This window comes from Bacteriovorax sp. HI3, assembly GCF_059738875.1.
In genome coordinates, this window is record NZ_AP026946.1 from 3,825,194 (window position 1) to 3,844,378 (window position 19,185).

The window sequence follows — 19,185 nt, forward strand, 5'->3', positions numbered from 1 at the left end:
TTGTGCCTTCTTTTTGAGGGGATTTTTTTGTTTATCCCCTAGGGAGCTGTTGAAGAAATCAGGTACTTAAGTCGTCATTTGGTTTAGGCTCCCTTAGCACTTAAACTCCCCAGATATGCAATTGAGAAATATTCTAAAAACCCTGAGCTTTAAGAAGCCCGAGAACAAGGAGCTCGAGCAGATTATTTTGTTTATCCAGATGAATCACTTGCAGTCGCTGACTGAGGCCATTGAGAGCAATCCAGGGCTACTTTACCTCTGTCACAAGAAGCGCTCTCTCCTCTACTGGTGCGGCCATTATAACAATACAAAAGCCCACATGGTCGTCATTCAGCTTATTAAAAAATACCCTAAAGAAAACAGTGCGATAGCTGCCTAAATTGAAGCAAAACACCATTACATTTTGAGCTTTTTCATTGTAGGATCAAGGCGTTTTTTTAACCCTTGAGAGTACACATGAATATCAGTCTAAACGGCCAGTCTTTAACTATTGATCAAGTCCATCAAGTCGCTCATGCGAAAGGTGGTGCAGTAAAACTATCTATCGATTCAAAAGCTATGGATAAAATGAAAGCGTCACGCGCTTTTGTTTTTGACATCGTAAAAAAAGGGGCTCCGGTTTACGGAATCAATACGGGCTTTGGTGCTCTTTCAAGCATGCACATCGCTGAAAAAGACCTGGCCACACTTCAAGTCAATTTAATCCGCTCTCACTGTACAGGTGTGGGCAAACCTTTTTCTCGTGAAGTGACGAGAGCGATCATGCTTCTTCGTGCGAACTGCCTCACTTCAGGATTCTCTGGTGTAGAGCCAAGCACTGTTGAATTACTTTTAGATTTTTTAAATAACGACATCACTCCAGTTGTTCCTGAAAAAGGATCTGTTGGTGCCAGTGGTGACCTTGCTCCTCTTTCTCACATCGCTCTTGCTTTAATTGGTGAAGGCGAAGTTGAATTTCAAGGAAAAATCGTAAACTCAGATGTAGCGATTAAATCTCTTGGGAAAAAACCTGCTGTTCTTGGACCAAAAGATGGCCTTGCTCTTATTAACGGAACTGCATGTATGGCCGCTCTTGGGGCCCTTGCTGTCTTTGAAGCTCGCCAAATCATGAAGCTTGCCGATATCTGTGCGACGTTAACAATGGATGGAGTTAAAGGAACAGATAAAGCTTACAATCCAAAAATCACAATGCTCAAGCCACATCCAGGTCAAATTGCCTGTATGGAAAACTTAAACAAGCTAGTTGCTGGGTCAAAACTAAAAGACTCTCACCCAGACTGTCACAAAGTTCAAGACCCTTATTCACTTCGTTGTGTGCCTCAAGTTCACGGAGCTTGCAGACAAACTCTTATCCACGCTGAACAAGTAATTGGATTAGAACTAAACGCTGTCACAGACAACCCACTTATCTTCGTTGAGAGCGGAGAAGTTATTTCTGGTGGTAACTTCCACGGTGAAGCTCTCGCTTTAGTAATGGATTACCTGGCCATGGGTGTTGCTGAAATCTGCAACATCTCTGAGCGCAGAATTGAAAAAATGATGAACCCTACTTTCTCTGAGCTTCCAGCGTTCTTAACAAGAAACTCTGGATTAAACTCAGGGCTTATGATTGCTCACGTAACTGCGGCAGCTCTTGTAAGTGAAAATAAATACCTTTGTCATCCAGCAAGTGTGGATTCAGTTCCAACTTCAACAGACAAAGAAGATCACGTTTCGATGGGTGTAACGGCGGGAAGAAAACTTCACGAAGTTATAGAAAATGCGAAGTCAGTTCTGGCGATCGAACTTCTATGTAACACTCAAGCACTAGACCTTCAAAGGCCAGAAGTCACATCTGCTCCACTTGAAGCTGTTTATGCTTTAATTAGAAAATCAGTTCCGACAATCGAAGAAGACAGAATATTTTACAAAGATATGAACAATATTATTAAAGTTATCAACAGTGGCGAAGTCGTTGCTGCTGCTGAATCAAAACTTGGAGCGCTAAACTAATGAGCACACATAATATTCCATTACCTCCAACAGGATCAACATTAACAACTAAGGGCTGGCACCAGGAAGCTGCACTAAGATGCCTTCTTAACAACCTTCACCCTGAAGTTGCTGAAGACAGAGAAAACCTCATTGTTTACGGTGGAAACGGACAAGCAGCAAGAAATCATCAAGCTCTTAACGACATCATCCACGCGCTAAAGAATTTAGAGAACAATGAAACACTTATGATCCAATCAGGGAAGCCGGTTGCGATCTTACCTTCTCACGAACACGGGCCAAGAGTTTTAATTGCCAACTCTAACCTAGTTCCTCACTGGGCAACGTGGGAGCACTTCAACAAACTTAAAGACGAAGGTCTGATGATGTACGGTCAAATGACTGCTGGATCATGGATCTACATCGGAACTCAAGGGATTCTTCAAGGAACATACGAAACGTTCATGGCCGCTGCTGAAAAGCACTACGGTGATGGTTCAGACCTAACTGGAAAACTTGTTTTAACTGCAGGTATCGGTGGTATGGGTGGAGCTCAGCCTCTTGCTGTAAAAATGGCAAACGGTGTGTGTTTAGCTTGTGACGTTGAAGAATGGAGAATTGAGAAGAGATTAAAAACAAGATACCTAGATGTACTTTGTAAGTCTTTTGATGAAGCTATCGATCTTGCTTTGAAATCTGTTAAAGAGAAAAAAGCAATCTCTATTGGTGTTGTTGGAAACGCTGCTGATTTCTTCAAGTATGTTTACGATAAAGGAATCAGACCAGACCTAGTGACAGACCAAACATCTGCTCACGATCCACTAAATGGATATGTTCCCCATAAAATGACTGTCGCTGAAGCACTTGCTTTAAGAACAAGCAATCCAGCTAAATACGTTGAGCTTTCAAAACTTACTATGGGTGAACACGTAAAAGCGATGCTTGCTTTCCAAAAAGCTGGCGCGCATGTTTTCGACTACGGAAACAACCTACGTGAAGGTGCAAAGCAAGTTGGTGTAACAAACGCCTACGACTTCCCAGGATTCGTTCCTGCTTACATCAGACCTCTTTTCTGTAAAGGGTCTGGGCCATTTAGATGGGTCGCTCTATCAGGTGATCCAGATGATATCCGTGTAACAGACGAAGCAATGAAAAAACTTTTCCCGGAAAATAAAAAACTGCACAATTGGTTAGATAAGGCTCAAGAGATGGTAGCTTTCCAAGGTCTTCCAGCACGTATCTGTTGGTTAAACTACGGTGAGCGTGAAAAAGCTGGTCTTATGTTCAACCAACTTGTTCGCGAAGGAAAAGTAAAAGCGCCAATCGTTATTGGTCGCGATCACCTTGATACAGGTTCAGTAACAAGTCCTAACAGAGAAACTGAAGGCATGATGGATGGAACAGACGCTGTTTCTGACTGGTCTCTTCTAAACCTTATGATCAACACAATGAACGGAGCTTCATGGACATCATTCCACCACGGCGGTGGAGTTGGTATCGGGTACTCTCAACACTCTGGGATGGTTATCTGTGCTGACGGATCAAAAGATATGGATGAGAGACTTAAGCGCGTTTTAAACTCTGACCCAGGAATGGGAGTTGCTCGCCACGCAGACGCTGGTTATGAACTAGCTCGCGAGACAGCAAGAAAAAGCTCGCTAAAGCTTCCATCGTTAAAAATTAACTCTTAATAAAGATCTGAGGCGCTGGCCTGGGTGTTGTCTTTGAATTTACAAAAGGCACTCTCGGCGCCAGCGTTGTTTTTAAGAATCAGGATCTCTCCAGAATAATCTTTTTTGCAAACCACTGCACCCGGATTTTTCCCGCCACTTCTTTCAGCTTCGCTAACTTTCACTTTATCTTTGTTTAAAACGGCCTTAATCGCCTCACATTTTTCCCTTTGCGCCTGGCAATTCTCAGAGACAAGAGCTCCAGTTTCTTTGTCTTTTACAAACGAATAATAAAGACTACCGCTTGACCATACATCAACACTCGCCACTGGTTCTGCGGCCCAAAGAGGTTGAATTATTAACAGGAGAAGAAGTTGTTTCATAATGACTCTTAATTTAAGTAATCAACGCCATAGACGCTGTCGAAAAAGTTTTGCTCATTAAACCAATAAGCCCCCTTCCCATCTACATTTTCAATTCCAGATTCTGCAGTGGCACGGTTATTGGCCCCCCATGAGTTCTGAATTAAATACTTATATTTTCCTTCAGAGCATTGGATTCCCACAATTCCCAAAGCATGATGGCCGCATTCATTATCTTTGAACTGCGCTTTGGGTTTTTTCAAGATTTGCGCACACAAAGATGCTGTCAAAGGCTGATTGTTCTTTAATTTTTTTATGATCATCTTGTCGATATCATCTTTGTTCTTCCAGCTGCTTTGAATCGTGTTGCAAGATACATTCTGAGGGATTTGGATCTTTGTGCTGTCATTGCAATCGCTAGCATAAAGCGACATCATGGCCTGGTCGTAATTGTTTCCTGCATTTGTTGTTAAGAAATCCATTGCAGTCTCGAGGTCATCAAGCCCAGATTCTTTATATTTCACAATAACGTTGGTAGCTTGCTTCATCAGCTCAGCATAAGAGCACAGACTGACATTACTTCGCCAATCTTCTTCAAAGTCTTTAGTTTGAAAATAGCCATAGGTATTTCTTTTCACGCATGCTTTTGAAAAACCTGAATTTGCAACTTCATTATACTCATCACTTAAGTCTTTTAGACTGTTGCTCAAAATGCTTGAGGCACCCACCATCTTATCTTTCATGAATTTTCGCGCAATCATTTTTTCCGATGCCAGCATGTTGAGATTTTCCATAAAGCTGTCTGTTATATCATCGCTTAAACTCTCAACAGAGAAGCCACTTTTTCTCTGCTCAATTTTGGCCTCTAGGCGCTTTTTCCAATTAGGGTCTATTCCATTAACTTCGACAGAGCCATCTTGGTTGACTTTCGCATTGTAAGCCAATCCCTTTACAACCTTACACCAATACTCATTGCTTGATGCAAACTCTGGTTTAAAACAGAATTTGTAGCTTAGGGCCTGTTGAGTGAGCGGGCCCAGGAGCATGTCGATATTATCTGCATTGATTCGGTTGCAATCTTTCTCTTCAATCTTTTTAATTTTCTTTTGAATTAAATCCTGAAAGCTGGTTTTAAAATTTTGGTATTTCTCTTGTGCTGCCTGTACTTTCTTTTTATTAAAGAGACCTGGCTTCTCGTTAATATCACCAAAAATTTTTTGGAATTGATTCATGTAGAGAGATGATTCCAGAAAGGTTTTAAATTGCTTGTGTTCAATGTCTCCAGACGTGAGAATCTTTTCAAGATTAAGGTCTGTGCGCGTGCAAAGAATTGGTTTTTTTTCATTCTCCTGCATATTTTTAACAGTGGTGATTACACCGCACGTGTTTCCTCCATCCAAGGCCAGGTCCCAATCCATTGCGCCACCGCTGCCATTAATGGCCTTCTGGGTGTTTTTCTCTTCTTTGACATAGATATTAAAATTCCCATTATTTTTTGCTTCCGACCTTTGGTTTTTTAAACCCTCTGTCTTATACAAAGTCGCCAAATGCAAATAAGAAACTTCTGGATTATTAGGAAGGACTGATTGAAGCAAAAGGCTGGCTGCATTGGCATAACAACTTCCCAGACCATCTTGATCTTGAACACGAAAGTTCGCCAAACTCTTATTGCCTTCATCAACGCGAATAATCTCACCATTTTGCATCTCTCCACAATTTTGTGCGAGAGCAGTGGCCGAAAGCGTGAGAAACATAGTCAAAAATGCAATTTTCATAAGCAAAAAACCTCACAAAAATTCTAACACATTTCACTTAGGTTTTAAGGGAGGAAGACTTAACCTGAGTAAAGCAATCAGGTAGTGCACTTTTAAACTTTTACCTCTTCTGGAATGCCCGCTTTCGTTCTATACTGCTTTCTCCAACCACTAAGTGAGTTAAACAAGATCTATGACAGTTAAAATTTTTCGCCACTTCTCTGAAATCGCAACACTAGAAAATGCCTACAAAAAAGATGGAAGAAAACTTTCTCCTTCTGACCTTGGATTAATTAAGGATGCTTCTATTGTCTACAATCAAGATGAGATCATTTGGGTTGGCCCTGATAATCAGCTTCCAGAAGATTATCAGCACATGGATTTTATTGATGCCAGCGGAAAGACTTGTGTGCCGGAAATTGTCGACTCACACACGCACGTTGTCTTTGGTGGAGACCGAGCTCATGAATACAGCATGAGACTTAACGGTGCGACCTATGAAGAGATCGCCAAAGCTGGCGGTGGTATTTTAAATTCAATGAAAGGAACCAATGCCCTTTCACGCAGCGAACTTTTAAAACTTGCCCAGCAAAGAATTAAAAACATTCGCTCTTATGGTGTGGGAACAATCGAGGTGAAATCTGGTTACGGCTTAAACTTTGAAAAAGAATATGAAATTTCCCGCATTATCCACGACCTAAAAAATATCGTTCGTCCTGATGTCCAAATCATTAACACCTTCATGGCCGCTCACGCTGTTCCTAAAGACTACTCGAGCTCGTATGAATACATGAAAGATGTGGTTCTTCCTCTATTAGATAAGCTTGGTGAAGAACAAATCCTTGATTGCGTTGATATCTTCCACGAACAAAATTATTTCTCTGAAGAAGATGTCATCTCACTTTTTGAGCGTGCAAAAAGATGGAACATCCCGGTTAAAATGCACGCCGATGAATTTAACGACAACAAAGGTGCTATTCTCGCGACTAAATACCAAGCGCTTTCGGCAGATCATCTTTTAGCAACCGGGGCCGATGGAATTGAAGCCTTAAAAAATTCAAACACTGTCGCTACACTTCTTCCTGGTACTGGACTTTTCCTGGGGAAAAACCAGGCCAATGGCCGTGCCTTTTTAGATGCTGGAGTTAAAGTTGCTATCGCTTCTGATTACAACCCCGGATCATGTCACTGTGATAATCTTGTGATGATCGCTTCACTGGCCGCTCCTATCTATAAGATGAATATGGCGGAACTTTGGTGTGCTATCACTTTCAACGCCGCTTGTGCCGTAGGACTCAAAAACCAAGGGGCCTTAATCCCTGGTCTTAAACCTCGCTTTAGCGTCTTTAATACCGACTCAATTGATCGTATTACCTATAATTGGGGCAAGAATTTAGCTATTTAGCACTTTTAGGGCCCAATAAGATTTAGTTTTGATAAGAATTGTCCGATAAGCCTTCTATGAAAAGGTTTGTTACATTCCTGCGTTTATTTAGTCTGGCGACGTTGCTTGTTTTAGCATCGTGCGGGGCCGATAAAATGCAAGGAACTTCATCTGGATCAAACTCTTTAACTGGTGGACAGTGCGCTTGTAACTCAAGCTATTCACCAGTGTGCGGATACAACAACGTCACATACGATAATTTATGCCAGGCCAAATGCTATTATGGTGATGAGGCCAATAAGTTTGCTCAAGGTAGCTGTAACTGTAGCGACAGCGGTCCTGTATGTGGTGATGACAACAAAACTTATATCAATGAATGTGAAGCTCAAGCTGCAATCAGAAACGGTTTTATGAAAAGAATCGTTAAATTTAGCGATTGCAATCGCTAGTTAATTCGCTGTCCATTCTTTCATTTTTTCCACAATCTCTTCAGCATTAAAATCCATCGGCCCATTGCTAAAATGAACCACTTTCCCTCTATGGAAAATAATCGTAACAGGAATCGCTGAGACCTTGTAGTCAGTGACGAGTTTTGAATTTTTATCTGGAACAATGATGAATTCATCTTTCATATTGATCTTCTTCATTGTCTTATGAATATTGGCAACCTGATCATCCTCATCTGTGTTGATGGCCACGATTTGAACTTGTTCTGGTTTGAATTTATTTTTAAGAGCGATCATCGACGGCATCTCTTCCAGACATGGAATACACCATGAAGCCCAGAAATTTAGAATCACAACCGGAGCGTCGATTTTTGTCATCGGCAGGTCTTCACCCGCCAGCGTTTTATAGTTTCCGTGAAGGAAGAGATTCTCGTACTCCAGATATTCTTGCGACTGCTTGATCACTTCTTCATTTTTTGCGAAGAACTTGAATCCAATTTGCCCGGCAAGCACTACGCCAAACACCACGATAAATATAATAAATGGTAAAAATTTCTTCATTGCATGAGCCCCTAATCGTTCTAAAATTATACTATGTTTAAAACCAGACTGAAACTAAAACCCAAGAGTTTAAATAACCAAAAAGGTCAAACTTTCTTGGAGTTCATTTTCGTTTTAATGCTGCTAATAAGCATCTCCTTTGCCTACATGAGAGGCTTTAGTTTCTATATTGGTTCCCGTTGGGAGATCATGCTAAAAATTATTGCCAGACCTAATGCAAGTACAGTTACAATTCCGTAAGTAACATTCTTTTTTATAAGTTCAGTGAGGGCCTATGAATTACATCTTGTCGATTGACCAGGGAACAACAGGAACGAGATCTTGTCTGATTGATGCCGAAACTTTTACGCTCATCGGTCAATCAAGTAAAGAATACCCTCAGATTTATCCTAGGCCATCTTGGGTTGAACACAACCTCAATGATATCTGGGCAACAGTTGAATCAACAGCTAAAGAAGTTTTAAAAAACAATAATGTTCAGCCCCATCAAATTAAGGCCATTGGTATAACCAACCAACGTGAAACAACATGTGCCTTTGATAAAAAGGGAACTCCACTGGCAAACGCGATTGTCTGGCAAGACAGACGCACGAGTGATTTTTGTCAGGAACTAAAAGGAAAAAATCTTTCGGAAAAGATTAAAGAAAAAACAGGTCTTCCTATCGATCCTTATTTTTCTGCTACGAAAATGCATTGGTTATTAAAAAATAATGCTGCCGTGGCCAGTGCCTCTAAAGAAGGCTCTCTGCTTTTTGGAACAATCGATACATTCCTCCTTTTCAAATTAACTGGCCATGTATCTCACAAAACAGATGCCTCAAATGCTTCTCGCACAATGCTGATGAATTTAAAAACATGTGACTGGGACGCTGAACTTCTCGACGTCTTCGGTGTTAAGAGAGAGTCTCTTCCATCTATCGAAGATTCATTCGGAAATTTTGGTGTCACAAAAGGTCTTTCATTTTTACCTGATGGCATTCCCGTGACTGGGATTCTCGGAGATCAGCAATCTGCTCTTTTTGGGCAAGCTGGTTTTCATAAAGGCGAAATGAAATGCACTTACGGAACTGGTGCCTTCGTTCTATTAAATACTGGCGATGAGCTCATTTACTCAAAGTCAGGACTTTTAACGACGGTTGAATACCGCTACAAAGGAAAAGCCGTTTATGCGCTTGAAGGCTCAAGCTACATTGCCGGAGCTGCTGTTCAATGGCTGCGCGATAACTTAAAAATTATCAAAAAGAGTTCTGAAGTTGAGCCACTAGCGCGCGAAGTGCATAACTTTGAAGAACTAAAACACATTCAATTCTTCCCATTTTTTGCCGGAATAGGCTCTCCTTACTGGAACGCTGAGGCCAAAGGGGCCATCACCGGACTCACCCGCGATTCAGGTCGCTCTCACATTGCCTTTGCTTGCCTTGAAGGCGTTGCTATGGCGATTAATGATCTTTTAATGGCGATGAAAAAAGACACTGGGCTTAGTATTAAAACTCTTAAAGTTGACGGCGGAGCCGCCGCTAATACACTTTTAATGGAACTTCAGGCGACAATTTCAGAAACGACAATCGTTAGACCTAAAGTTATCGAGACAACAGCTTTTGGTGCGGCGATGGCCGCAGCTATTGGCGCTGGCCTAACAGATTTTGAAAGACTCTCGACGACATGGAAAAAAGACCGCGAGTTTCCGATTGATTCAAACCTTGAAGGCTATATCAAAGACAAGCGAGAGCTTTGGAATAAAACAATCAGTAAAATGTTTACTTAACTGGTTTTGCTTCCTGTGGTTTTTGGGCCGCAGGAGGCGCCATCTCGCACACTTTCTTTTTCGGGTCCCAAACCCCTTTTGATTCCACACAATAATGGATAGACGCAAAATCCCTCGCAATGACCGCTACAATCCCAATTAGAAGGAGAATCATGGTCGCAATTAAGAGATTTCGATCTTTCATAATTTATTTCCCGATAAATTGATCTAAGTCTCTCGCTTGGCGAAGACCAATGATCTCGATATCGTATTTACCTTTTAACTCTCTGGCCGTTTTTTCTGAAGTGACCACTCGCTTGTAATTGAGCTGGGCCATTTCTTTAATTCTCATTTCCATCTGAGGAATCGAGCGAACTTCACCCGTTAAACCAACCTCTCCGACAAAAATCGTGCTCGAATCAATTGGTTTTGAACGGTATGAACTTAAAAGAGAAGCAATGATCGAAAGATCCGACTCTCTTGTCGTAAGTTTCATTCCCCCTACAACGTTTAAGTAAATATCGTTAAACCCCAGAGGCAATCCGAAATATTTTTCAATAACGGCCACCATCATTGAAAGGCGGTTGTTATCAATCCCGTGAGTTGTCCTGCGCCCGTTACCAAACTTATTATCAACAACCAGCGCCTGAACCTCTACAAAGAGAGAACGCGACCCTTCAATGATACAAGTTAAAGAGCGGCCGAAAGATTCTTTTAATTGATCATCAAGGAAGTATTGAGAAGGATTTTTTACTTCGTCTAATCCACTTTCCTTCATTTCAAAAATACCGACTTCGTTGGTATTCCCAAAGCGGTTTTTCATCGCACGAAGAATTCTGTAGTGACCGAACTGGTCTCCTTCAAAATAAATAACCGTATCTACCATGTGCTCAAGGATTTTTGGCCCGGCGATTGATCCCTCTTTCGTGATATGACCAATAACAAAGCACGTAATCCCATTGGCCTTCACGTGATTCATAAGTTCATAAGTCACTTCGCGAATCTGAGACACCGTTCCTGGTGCTGAATCAATTTCAGACGATGATGTCGTCTGAATTGAGTCGATAACTAAAAAGCGCGGCTGAAGTTTATTGATTTGCTCTAAAATCTTCTGCCAGTTTGTTTCGTTATAGATATAAAAATTGTCAGCATTAACACCAACTCTCTTTGATCGTTCCGCCACCTGGTTAACAGACTCCTCTCCACTTACGTAAAGAACAGTTTGCCCGGCGTGTGATTGAGAAAGTCTCCCCATAATCGCTGTTAAAAGTGTCGACTTTCCAATTCCTGGCTCTCCACCAATAAGAATTAAAGAACCGGGAACAACTCCACCGCCCACGACGCGGTCAAATTCTCCCATTCCCGTTACGACTCTAAACTGCTTTTCTAAAACGATATCATTAATCAGCTTTGGGGCTTCCCCACCTAGAGCTGTTCTTTTATGAGCACGGTTTAAATCTTTCGCGGCAACAGTGGTCTCTTCAGTAAACGAGTTCCACGATCCACACTCTGGACATTTCCCCATCCACTTTGATGTTTGGTATGAACAACTCTGACAAATAAATGTTGAGGTTTTCTTGGCCATGACAATCCTAATTTAACATTTTTAAAAGTTCTGCTTCTGTAATGATCTTGATTTTAAGCTCAAGCGCTTTTTTATATTTGCTTGAACTAGGATCGGTTTCATTCGTTACCAGAATATCTGTGTTCTTCGATACCGAAGACACCACAATCCCTCCGCCTTCGCGGATTTTATCTTCTACCACAGGCCTCTTTTCTGAAAGAGCTCCAGTAATACAAATCTTCATTCCTGTAATTGCTGTTTCGCGAGTCTCTTCAACTGTGAACTCAAAGCCCAGGTCTACCAGTTCATCAATTAAATCAAACTTTTCACGAATTGAAGTTAAAAACTCCGTCGCTGATTTTTCTGCAAATGATTCAACTTTCATTAACTGTTCAAGACTTAAGTTTTTAATCTTCTTAATACTATCAAATCCAGCTCGCACTACCTTCTCACACTTATTATAGGCCCCACCACTAATTCCCAGTGCAGATAAGAAAGTAATCAGATCGACAGTTTTCGTTTTTTCAATCGACTCGATAAGCTTGTTGCTTAATTTATCTTTAACCTTATCAAGCTTCATGAGGTCAGAAGCTTCCAGGCGGTAAAGATCCGGAATCGTTTTTACAAGTTTTGCATTGATTAGTTCTTCCAACCTTTTACCACTTAGGTTTTCAATGCCAATCTTCTGGATGAAATTTAAAATGATCTCTTTGTTTTTACCGGGGCAATTATCATTGCGGCAGTAAATCCTGATATCGACGATTTCAACTTTTGACTCACAACTTGGGCAATGATCAGGAACAACGAATTTCTCTTTTGATGATTTCACGACTGAAAGAAATTTTGGAATTACCTCTCCAGAGCGGATAATTTCAATCTCATCTCCAGACTTTAAGTTATTGGCCGCAACCATTCCGTAATTGTGTAATGTCACATTTGAAATCATGGCACCAGAAAGCTCTACCGGCTCAACTTCTCCAACGGGAGTTAAGATTCCATTTCTTGAAACGTACCAGATGATTTCTTTAAGCGTTGTTGTCTTTGATTCACCTTGGAACTTAAAGGCCATTTTGTAGCGAGGGTGATGGGATGTTTCTCCCAACTCCTCATGCAAGGCCAGGCTGTTATAAGTAAACACCAGGCCATCGATTTGGTAGTCACCTTCTGACATGAAATGGCGAGCGCGGTCAATAACATCTTCTAAAGATTTTTTTGATGTATGAATTTCCACTTCTGGAATAAGAAATCCGTGCTCTTTTAAATGCTCAAACTTCTTTTCTTCTTTTTTAATCGGTTCATCGCTAATGTAATCAAAGGCCATGAACTTGATATAGCGGCAAAGCTCCAGGTTTTCTTTTCGCCCCATTAAGCCGGCGACAATATTTCTCTGACTGGTTGGTTTTTCCAAACCGATATCAGTCATTTCTTTTGAAAGTTTAAAAAAGCTCTCTTCATCACAGAAAAGCTCACCTCTAATTTCAACTTTGTGTTTATTATTGATAAATTTTGGAACGTTATTAATCCACATGACTTTTTTAGTGATATTCTCACCAAAAGTTCCATCTCCTCTGGTTTTGGCCAGATGAAGATCGCCATCCTGATAAATAAGTGAGCAGCTAATCCCATCGAGCTTCATCGTGCTCAGGATTTCTTCTTTCCCCATCCATTCCACTAAGTCTTCAATGACGTAGGTCTTTTCAAGGGAAAGCATTTTTTTATCGTGCTTAATTTTGTCACTGGCCGATGTTGTCGTACCGACAATATTGAGAACTGGGTTTTTTGGATCTAGTTTTTTTAATTCGTCTTCGAGTTTGTCGTAATCGTAGTCAGATATTTCAGGGCGCCCTTGGTAATAGAGCGCCTTATGTTTAATAATTTCGGATTCAAGTTTTTGGATGCGACTCACTTAACCCCTCCGAGGTTAAAAAGTAAAAATCGCTCCTACTTTAGCAGAAGTATCTTTGAATTGCAGTTCTTTTGTATTTCCCTTTGTGAAAGTCGCTTTGTTTGAAAGAACTTCAATGCCCCCTACAAGTGAAATATTCGTCTCATAAGCATACTGTCCACCGATCTCTAAACGGTAGTTTGAGCTCGAGTCGTCTGCGCCATAAATTTTCGCTTTCTCTTTGTAAGAAGATGTTAAAAGGAAATCAATTAAAAGGTACATTCTCATTGCTTGATAAACAGGAATACTACCGCGCGCTCCCAATAACAATCCAGAGAAAGTAAATTCCGTGAAGCCATCGGCCTGCGACGTATTCATACCGTAAATATAACTTCCATATCCACCATAAAGATCAACTTGTGGGCCGTAGAAAAATCCCATTGGTAAATATTTGTATCCAAACTTTACACGTGTTGCAGTATTGTCTGAGGAGTTGCTATCTTGAGTGAAAGTTCCTTGGTCCTTTTTATAGCTACCAAATTTTTTTCCAAACTCAATTCCACCCCACCAATTTCTAGTCGCCCAAAGCTCCAGGTCAAGGTGTCCTCCGAATCTCATCCCATCCATAGAATTCTCTGAAGCACCCGACTTTGTCACCGAGCCACTTCCCGCTGTTAAATAGATTCCAATTGACCCCAGCTTTCCAAATTCATTGTCTTCTTTTTCACCAAACTTTACTTGCTCAATCACTTTCCTTGATTCAACCGAGCGAACCTTTACCCAGTCTTCAATGCGAAGTTTTTTATTTCCCTCATAAGCTGTTACCCTAGCTTGCGCTTGAGTTTCACCAACATCAAAAACTTTTGCGTCTGCAATTTTTTCAGTTTGGTAATCAATGATTTCTTTTAATAATGGATGCTGTCTTTTTGCAGTAGGTCTCTCAATAACGATTTCGCTTCCGTTGAAGATCTGCGATTTTCTTCCAATATCAATTGTAAATTGATCTCCAAGAACACCTTTGACTCGTCCACTGTAGGGAATCGTCTTTTCGTACATATCCAGCCAGTTTTTTACTGTCTGAGAAATTACTGTTGAATCTGTTGTCTTAAGTTGAGTTTGCTCTTTGAAATAACGATCTTCACCGTTTTCTCCGATAACTTCAACCTTAACATCGGCCGTGTTTGCTCCCACCGCTAAAACGATGCGAATAAGTGTTCCCGCTTTTGTTTTATCTGCAATGACTTTTAAAACATCTTTGTTGTTTAAATGACTTTCAAGATTTTTAGAGTATTGGCCAAGAATATTGATAAGCTCTGAGTTCGATTTATACGTACACCATGAACCATCTTTAATATAGTTTTCAACATCTTCAAAAACCTTGAACCCAATCTTATTGTCCGCTCCATCCGTCACCGGAAGAAGCATACAGTTTCTCATCGATTCTGAGGCCATGAGGTTTGTTGAAAGAAGCAGGGCCCCTAATAGTAAGAATTTTTTCATAGTTCAATCTCTGGAAGTGGCGGCAGTGTTTCAGCCTGGGCATTATGCTCATAAACCGAAAGAAGCATCTTAAGATCGTTAATCTCCTCTTCCAGCTCGCGGTTTCTCTTTTTAAGGAACTCCACTTCAAGTTTTAAGGCCAACTCTTCTTTCTGAACAGTGATCTCTCTCGTCCAGATAAAATACTTTCCGTTTTCTTCTTTATACTTAATATGGCCTGATTTGATTGAGCGTCTGATTGTTGAAATTGAAACTTTTTTTACGTTAGCGTAATCGAGTATCGATAACCAGATTCCTTCTTGATTCATTAGACATCTCCATTCCATTGGTGAGTACTCATATTCTATCTTAGATTCAGATTAGTTAGAATATTTTTAAACCCGATGAAGGCACTCCACTACTTTGAAAAAAATCTCAAAACAGATGTAAGAAGTGTTATCCTTATCTCATGTATCACGATGTAGATCTTAGCCAATTCAAAAATAAAAAGACCGCCCTGGTTCTTTCCGGTGGTGTTGTTAAGGCCGCTTCATGGCATTTGGGCGTGGCCCTGGCACTTGAAGAGCTTGGATTTGTACTCAAACACAACAAATCTCCACTTGATGCTGATTATGAGATTTCAACTTATGTAGGTTCAAGTGCTGGTTCACTAATTAACCTGTACTTTGCCTCAGGTTTTAGGCCTATTGATGTCATCGATGCGACTATTAACCGCAAGAATGCTCAGACATCTCTTAAGCCGGTTACATACACTGATATGCTTTCGAGAAAGATGCCCTCGCGCAATCCATTTAATTTTGATTTTTATAATCCACTCGAAGGATTTCCGGCCTTTTTAAAACAAATGTCAAAGCCATTGCTTTCGATTTCAGGACTTTTTTCAACAGAAGGCCTAAATCAGTATATGCAAAAGCATGTTATCCTCTCGCAAAATTTTGAAGAATACGCGGCTGACATGTTTGTCGTTGCGACTCAGTTAGATCACTCTCGAAAAGTTATTTTTAGCAAATACAATTATCCGAGTCCAATTCACGACTCGACTGCTGAATACTACACTGGTGTAGATATCACTCAAGCGGTTTCTGCCAGCATGAGTGTGCCACCTTTCTATGCACCTTTTCCCATAAAAAACCCACGTACGGCCCAAGTTGATTATTATATCGACGGAGAAATTAGAGAGACTCTCTCTAACCACGTTGCTGTTGATAATAAGTGTGACTACATCATTAGCTCATGGACTCACACCCCATACCACTATCACGATGAAATCGGATCTCTGATTAACTTCGGTCTTCCGGCCATCTGTATGCAGGCTATTTACCTGATGATCCAAAAGAAAATTGTTTCTTCTCGCGGACAAAAGGTTTTAGCAAAAGATATTATTGATACTGTTAACGACTATATGTCTTCACAAAATTTCAGCGTAAAGGATAAAGCTAAGATCACTTCGATTTTAGAGAGAAAACTAAACTACAACCCAAACGTTAAGTTTATCGATATCTATCCAGATCACTCACACTACAAGCTTTTCTTCACTAACTCGTTTTCTCTTGATCCGCAGAAAGCAAAATACATTATGACAGCGGGCTATAAGAAGACGCTCGAAGTTTTTAAAAATTTAGATTAGAAATTAAAGTTGTTCGATTAAGTACGAACCTTCTGAACAGAAAGTCTTTAAGAAGTCGCTAGAACCATCTGTGTAATCCAGACGAACGTTGAAGATCCCCTCCATATCACCTGAAATAAACACTTTTTCAGATAATTCAGAGTTATCTCTTGAGAAGTTTCCATCGCGATCCAGAAAGCTTGTTTCCACAAACATTTCACCGCTTTTATTTTTACCGTTAGCTTTAATATCGCGAAGGTCTTTTGTAAGGTTTACTTGAACCAGACAGCGCTCGCCAAGTTCACTTAGGTCGTTAGCCTCTAAAACTTTTCCAATAAAGTCTTTCCCTGGAATTTCAATTTCTGTGGCACTTTCAGTTCCCACAAAAAGGCTGTTGCCAAGGTGTTTAAACTCTAAATATTTTCTCGAGTTATTCACAAGCTCAGGGACTTTGATTTCGTAAGCGTTCAAGGCCTTTTTCTTAGCCGTCGTTTTTGTTCCGTAGAAAGAAACATCTGATCCATTAATGTTTAGCTCTTTTACTTTTCTTCCAAGAAGACTTCTTGTCGTAAATGTATAAAGCTCTCTTTTTGTATTTACGAAATCAACGTCTTCAAAGAACATCTCACCATCGCCCACATAAACGATTTTCTGAGCTGTTTCTTTATTATCAAGTAAATATCTCAGAAGAATATTTCCTGTTTTTACGCCCAGGAAAAGTACATAAGAAGCTTGTTCTTTAGATTCAAGCATCTTGAAGTTTTGCGAAAAGAACAACTTGTATTGATAATCAGAATCAATTTCTACATCAGAAATACTTGGGTCAACCGCAACCATTAGGAGATTTCCAACGACGTCTGCCTTTTTCTTTTGTAGGAAAGCTTGAATACCCGCTTCATTCATAAGTGGAATATTCATACCTTTATTAAGAAGATTAATTTCAACTCTTGTTGGAATCAGTCCGTGTGACTGAACTACACCGGTCTGAGTATTCACATCTCCAGAAAGTGAGTATCCAAGTTTGATTTCTCCAGTTGCCTGGTCATCAGCTCTTTCACTTCTGTCATAGTCTGGAACAAATTCGTATCCAAAGGCTTGACGTGATTTTTGAGTATTCAGGTTGATCTCGCGGGCCTTAATGATGAACTCTGCTTGAGTAGTCACGTCATTATTGCTTGCCGTGAACGCTGAAGCTTGTGAGCCTTCATCGTTAGTAGTCACTGGTTTTGAAAGTGCTGCTTGTGCTTGCTTTGAGTAATCAAAGACCAGATTGTCTTCGTTGTTCATTGCTTTTTCAAGCTCGTCTGTATTTGTGGTTGTTTCAAAAGTTTTTTTCTTTTGAGTATTCACATTGAAAGCAACCGCTGGACTCTTGTGAACTGCTCTTTCAATGGCCTCTTTTACCGAGTTAGAAATCGGAGCATCAAAAGTCTTTTTAAATCCTTCTTTATATTCAGGAACTTTTGCGACTTCTGCTGGAGCTGCCTCTTTTTCTGAGTAGTCAAACATCACCAGCTCATCGTTTCCAGTTGCTGGTGTTTCTGCTTCGGCCATCATTGGTTCAGCATTTTGAGTACTCACAGCATCGCTGACTTCATCTTTAATAACTTCATCTAAAACTTGTGTTGCGGTTGAAGCCTGGGCCGTTTTGACTTCGTCATTTACGATTTCTGAGGCTTCATAGCTTGCTAATTCTGAGCCCGCAAAAGTTTCATATCTTAGAGACTCTGATGAAAAGCCATAAAGCTTGATCAGCTCTTTATTATTGATTTCAAAATCACCCACAGAATCTGTCGATGTGATGCTCTTTAAAAGAACTTCATCCAACCTCATATCGACGGCCGCAAATTCTGGTTTGATATCATTCCAGTTCTTCGCGATCATTTGATATTTAACTTTTTCTGCTTTTAGAGCGTAACGAGAACGAAGGATTTTTCCCTTCACTTCTTTTTCGATTGTTTGAACGATATTGCCAGTCACATCTGCAACCGGTGCAGCGGCCTTTAATTCTGTTTTTTCTGAAAGGTAGGCAATGTTATTGGCGGCATTTTTAAAAGCCGTGAAATCGACTTTTTTAGGCTCAAAACGCTCTTGTGAATACGTGTAAGCACCGACTACAAAAGTAGTCGCAATAAGGGCCGTGCACGATTTAACAAAAACTGATTTTTTCGTCATAGTTATTTGTTAAATTTTAAATTGATTCAGAGGGGTTGCAAGAAAAGTGCGCGTTTTGCCTAGTGATTTCAGTAAAATATTGAGTACTCACAGGCCAAAAAGCTCATGAGTACTCAAATAATGGATTAGCGTGGTCTGGTAAATTCAGCAAGCTGGATACGAAGTCTCGCTCTCTCAGCCTTCTGTACGTACTCGTCAACCTCTTCAAGAGATAGACCTTCCGTATTTTTAAGTTTCTCTTCCGCGTTTTGAAGAGAAAGTTTCGCTCTCTCAACATTAACGTCCGTGCTTTCTTCTGCAGTATTTGCAAGAACGGTAATCTTGTTTTCTAAAATTTTACAAACACCGTTAGAAACAAGGAAGTTTCTATCAGCGTAATCAGGTCCACCAAAAACAGTAAGCACACCAGTCGATAGTTTCGTCACGATGTGCGTGTGGTTTTCAAGAACGTTGATCTGCCCGCGAACCGTTGGGATTAGCAACGATTCTGCGGGAATGCTTTTCGCAATAATTTTAGAAGGCGTAAGAATATCAACTGTGTAGTATTTCATGTTCCTTCCTAC

General features: G+C 40.5%; 17 protein-coding genes. 7 read left to right on the plus strand and 10 right to left on the minus strand.

Going from position 1 to position 19,185, the window contains the following annotated elements; translation table 11 throughout:
• Window positions 1-115 precede the first annotated feature (115 nt).
• The 3 genes from AC6JA8_RS19065 to hutU all read left to right on the plus strand — a co-directional run bounded on the left by AC6JA8_RS19065 (window position 116) and on the right by hutU (window position 3,662).
• Window positions 116-379: a hypothetical protein gene (locus AC6JA8_RS19065; protein ID WP_497975184.1), complete on the plus strand. Its 264-nt coding sequence runs from the start codon at window positions 116-118 to the stop codon at window positions 377-379.
• A gap of 77 nt (window positions 380-456) precedes the next feature.
• Window positions 457-1,992 carry a histidine ammonia-lyase gene (gene hutH, locus AC6JA8_RS19070; protein WP_497975185.1) on the plus strand — a complete coding sequence of 512 codons (1,536 nt, stop codon included), beginning with the start codon at window positions 457-459 and terminating at the stop codon, window positions 1,990-1,992.
• Window positions 1,992-3,662: a urocanate hydratase gene (gene hutU, locus AC6JA8_RS19075; RefSeq protein ID WP_497975186.1), complete on the plus strand. Its 1,671-nt coding sequence runs from the start codon at window positions 1,992-1,994 to the stop codon at window positions 3,660-3,662. Before hutH ends, hutU begins: the two co-directional genes overlap by 1 nt.
• Here hutU and AC6JA8_RS19080 read toward each other — a convergent pair.
• Both AC6JA8_RS19080 and AC6JA8_RS19085 read right to left on the minus strand, forming a co-directional pair.
• Complete coding sequence (locus AC6JA8_RS19080) at window positions 3,659-4,024, minus strand: hypothetical protein (RefSeq protein ID WP_497975187.1); 366 nt, start codon at window positions 4,022-4,024, stop codon at window positions 3,659-3,661. The two genes, hutU and AC6JA8_RS19080, sit on opposite strands and share 4 nt — an antisense overlap.
• Window positions 4,025-4,032: 8 nt before the next feature.
• On the minus strand, window positions 4,033-5,778 hold the full coding sequence (locus tag AC6JA8_RS19085; RefSeq protein ID WP_497975188.1) for a C1 family peptidase: 1,746 nt from the start codon (window positions 5,776-5,778) through the stop codon (window positions 4,033-4,035).
• Window positions 5,779-5,950: 172 nt separating this feature from the next.
• On the opposite strand from AC6JA8_RS19085, the gene hutI reads away from it, so the two are divergent.
• Window positions 5,951-7,162 carry an imidazolonepropionase gene (gene hutI / locus AC6JA8_RS19090; RefSeq protein ID WP_497975189.1) on the plus strand — a complete coding sequence of 404 codons (1,212 nt, stop codon included), beginning with the start codon at window positions 5,951-5,953 and terminating at the stop codon, window positions 7,160-7,162.
• Between the two features lie 56 nt (window positions 7,163-7,218).
• Window positions 7,219-7,590, plus strand: a complete 372-nt coding sequence (locus AC6JA8_RS19095; protein ID WP_497975190.1) for a Kazal-type serine protease inhibitor family protein — start codon at window positions 7,219-7,221, stop codon at window positions 7,588-7,590.
• Here the strand turns inward: AC6JA8_RS19095 and AC6JA8_RS19100 are convergent, their stop codons facing one another.
• The gene (locus AC6JA8_RS19100; protein WP_497975191.1) at window positions 7,591-8,148 is read right to left on the minus strand and encodes a TlpA disulfide reductase family protein; all 558 of its coding nucleotides are present in this window, start codon (window positions 8,146-8,148) and stop codon (window positions 7,591-7,593) included.
• Between the two features lie 274 nt (window positions 8,149-8,422).
• On the opposite strand from AC6JA8_RS19100, the gene glpK reads away from it, so the two are divergent.
• Window positions 8,423-9,913: a glycerol kinase GlpK gene (gene glpK / locus AC6JA8_RS19105; RefSeq protein WP_497975192.1), complete on the plus strand. Its 1,491-nt coding sequence runs from the start codon at window positions 8,423-8,425 to the stop codon at window positions 9,911-9,913.
• Here glpK and AC6JA8_RS19110 read toward each other — a convergent pair.
• Genes AC6JA8_RS19110 through AC6JA8_RS19130 form a run of 5 tightly spaced genes read right to left on the minus strand, consistent with a single transcriptional unit; the run spans window position 9,906 to window position 15,149 of the window.
• Window positions 9,906-10,097, minus strand: a complete 192-nt coding sequence (locus tag AC6JA8_RS19110) for a hypothetical protein (protein ID WP_497975193.1) — start codon at window positions 10,095-10,097, stop codon at window positions 9,906-9,908. The two genes, glpK and AC6JA8_RS19110, sit on opposite strands and share 8 nt — an antisense overlap.
• A 3-nt stretch (window positions 10,098-10,100) precedes the next feature.
• The gene (radA, locus tag AC6JA8_RS19115; RefSeq protein ID WP_497975194.1) at window positions 10,101-11,477 is read right to left on the minus strand and encodes a DNA repair protein RadA; all 1,377 of its coding nucleotides are present in this window, start codon (window positions 11,475-11,477) and stop codon (window positions 10,101-10,103) included.
• A 7-nt stretch (window positions 11,478-11,484) separates the two neighbouring features.
• Window positions 11,485-13,362, minus strand: a complete 1,878-nt coding sequence (ligA, locus tag AC6JA8_RS19120) for an NAD-dependent DNA ligase LigA (protein ID WP_497975195.1) — start codon at window positions 13,360-13,362, stop codon at window positions 11,485-11,487.
• 15 nt (window positions 13,363-13,377) lie between these two features.
• Entirely contained in the window at window positions 13,378-14,841 is a 1,464-nt protein-coding gene (locus tag AC6JA8_RS19125) for a hypothetical protein (protein WP_497975196.1), read from the minus strand.
• Window positions 14,838-15,149 (minus strand): coiled-coil domain-containing protein, encoded by a 312-nt coding sequence (locus tag AC6JA8_RS19130; protein ID WP_102245410.1) that lies wholly within the window; start codon window positions 15,147-15,149, stop codon window positions 14,838-14,840. The genes AC6JA8_RS19125 and AC6JA8_RS19130 overlap by 4 nt, the downstream gene beginning before the upstream one ends.
• 140 nt (window positions 15,150-15,289) lie before the next feature.
• On the opposite strand from AC6JA8_RS19130, the gene AC6JA8_RS19135 reads away from it, so the two are divergent.
• A complete protein-coding gene (locus AC6JA8_RS19135) occupies window positions 15,290-16,468 on the plus strand; it encodes a patatin-like phospholipase family protein (protein ID WP_497975197.1) in 1,179 nt (392 codons plus the stop codon).
• A 3-nt stretch (window positions 16,469-16,471) separates the two neighbouring features.
• Here AC6JA8_RS19135 and AC6JA8_RS19140 read toward each other — a convergent pair whose 3' ends face one another.
• Window positions 16,472-18,622: a hypothetical protein gene (locus AC6JA8_RS19140; RefSeq protein WP_497975198.1), complete on the minus strand. Its 2,151-nt coding sequence runs from the start codon at window positions 18,620-18,622 to the stop codon at window positions 16,472-16,474.
• Window positions 18,623-18,747: 125 nt separating this feature from the next.
• Complete coding sequence (gene atpC, locus AC6JA8_RS19145) at window positions 18,748-19,173, minus strand: ATP synthase F1 subunit epsilon (RefSeq protein ID WP_497975199.1); 426 nt, start codon at window positions 19,171-19,173, stop codon at window positions 18,748-18,750.
• Window positions 19,174-19,185: the final 12 nt, after the last annotated feature.

Excerpts from the sequence above, each read along its gene's own strand:
- AC6JA8_RS19065 (WP_497975184.1), top strand. The coding sequence starts at position 116 with ATGCAATTGAGAAATATTCTAAAAACCCTGAGCTTTAAGAAGCCCGAG.
- hutH (WP_497975185.1), top strand. The coding sequence starts at position 457 with ATGAATATCAGTCTAAACGGCCAGTCTTTAACTATTGATCAAGTCCAT.
- hutU (WP_497975186.1), top strand. The coding sequence starts at position 1,992 with ATGAGCACACATAATATTCCATTACCTCCAACAGGATCAACATTAACA.
- AC6JA8_RS19080 (WP_497975187.1), bottom strand. The coding sequence starts at position 4,024 with ATGAAACAACTTCTTCTCCTGTTAATAATTCAACCTCTTTGGGCCGCA.
- AC6JA8_RS19085 (WP_497975188.1), bottom strand. The coding sequence starts at position 5,778 with ATGAAAATTGCATTTTTGACTATGTTTCTCACGCTTTCGGCCACTGCT.
- hutI (WP_497975189.1), top strand. The coding sequence starts at position 5,951 with ATGACAGTTAAAATTTTTCGCCACTTCTCTGAAATCGCAACACTAGAA.
- AC6JA8_RS19095 (WP_497975190.1), top strand. The coding sequence starts at position 7,219 with ATGAAAAGGTTTGTTACATTCCTGCGTTTATTTAGTCTGGCGACGTTG.
- AC6JA8_RS19100 (WP_497975191.1), bottom strand. The coding sequence starts at position 8,148 with ATGAAGAAATTTTTACCATTTATTATATTTATCGTGGTGTTTGGCGTA.
- glpK (WP_497975192.1), top strand. The coding sequence starts at position 8,423 with ATGAATTACATCTTGTCGATTGACCAGGGAACAACAGGAACGAGATCT.
- AC6JA8_RS19110 (WP_497975193.1), bottom strand. The coding sequence starts at position 10,097 with ATGAAAGATCGAAATCTCTTAATTGCGACCATGATTCTCCTTCTAATT.
- radA (WP_497975194.1), bottom strand. The coding sequence starts at position 11,477 with ATGGCCAAGAAAACCTCAACATTTATTTGTCAGAGTTGTTCATACCAA.
- AC6JA8_RS19125 (WP_497975196.1), bottom strand. The coding sequence starts at position 14,841 with ATGAAAAAATTCTTACTATTAGGGGCCCTGCTTCTTTCAACAAACCTC.
- AC6JA8_RS19130 (WP_102245410.1), bottom strand. The coding sequence starts at position 15,149 with ATGAATCAAGAAGGAATCTGGTTATCGATACTCGATTACGCTAACGTA.
- AC6JA8_RS19135 (WP_497975197.1), top strand. The coding sequence starts at position 15,290 with ATGTATCACGATGTAGATCTTAGCCAATTCAAAAATAAAAAGACCGCC.
- AC6JA8_RS19140 (WP_497975198.1), bottom strand. The coding sequence starts at position 18,622 with ATGACGAAAAAATCAGTTTTTGTTAAATCGTGCACGGCCCTTATTGCG.
- atpC (WP_497975199.1), bottom strand. The coding sequence starts at position 19,173 with ATGAAATACTACACAGTTGATATTCTTACGCCTTCTAAAATTATTGCG.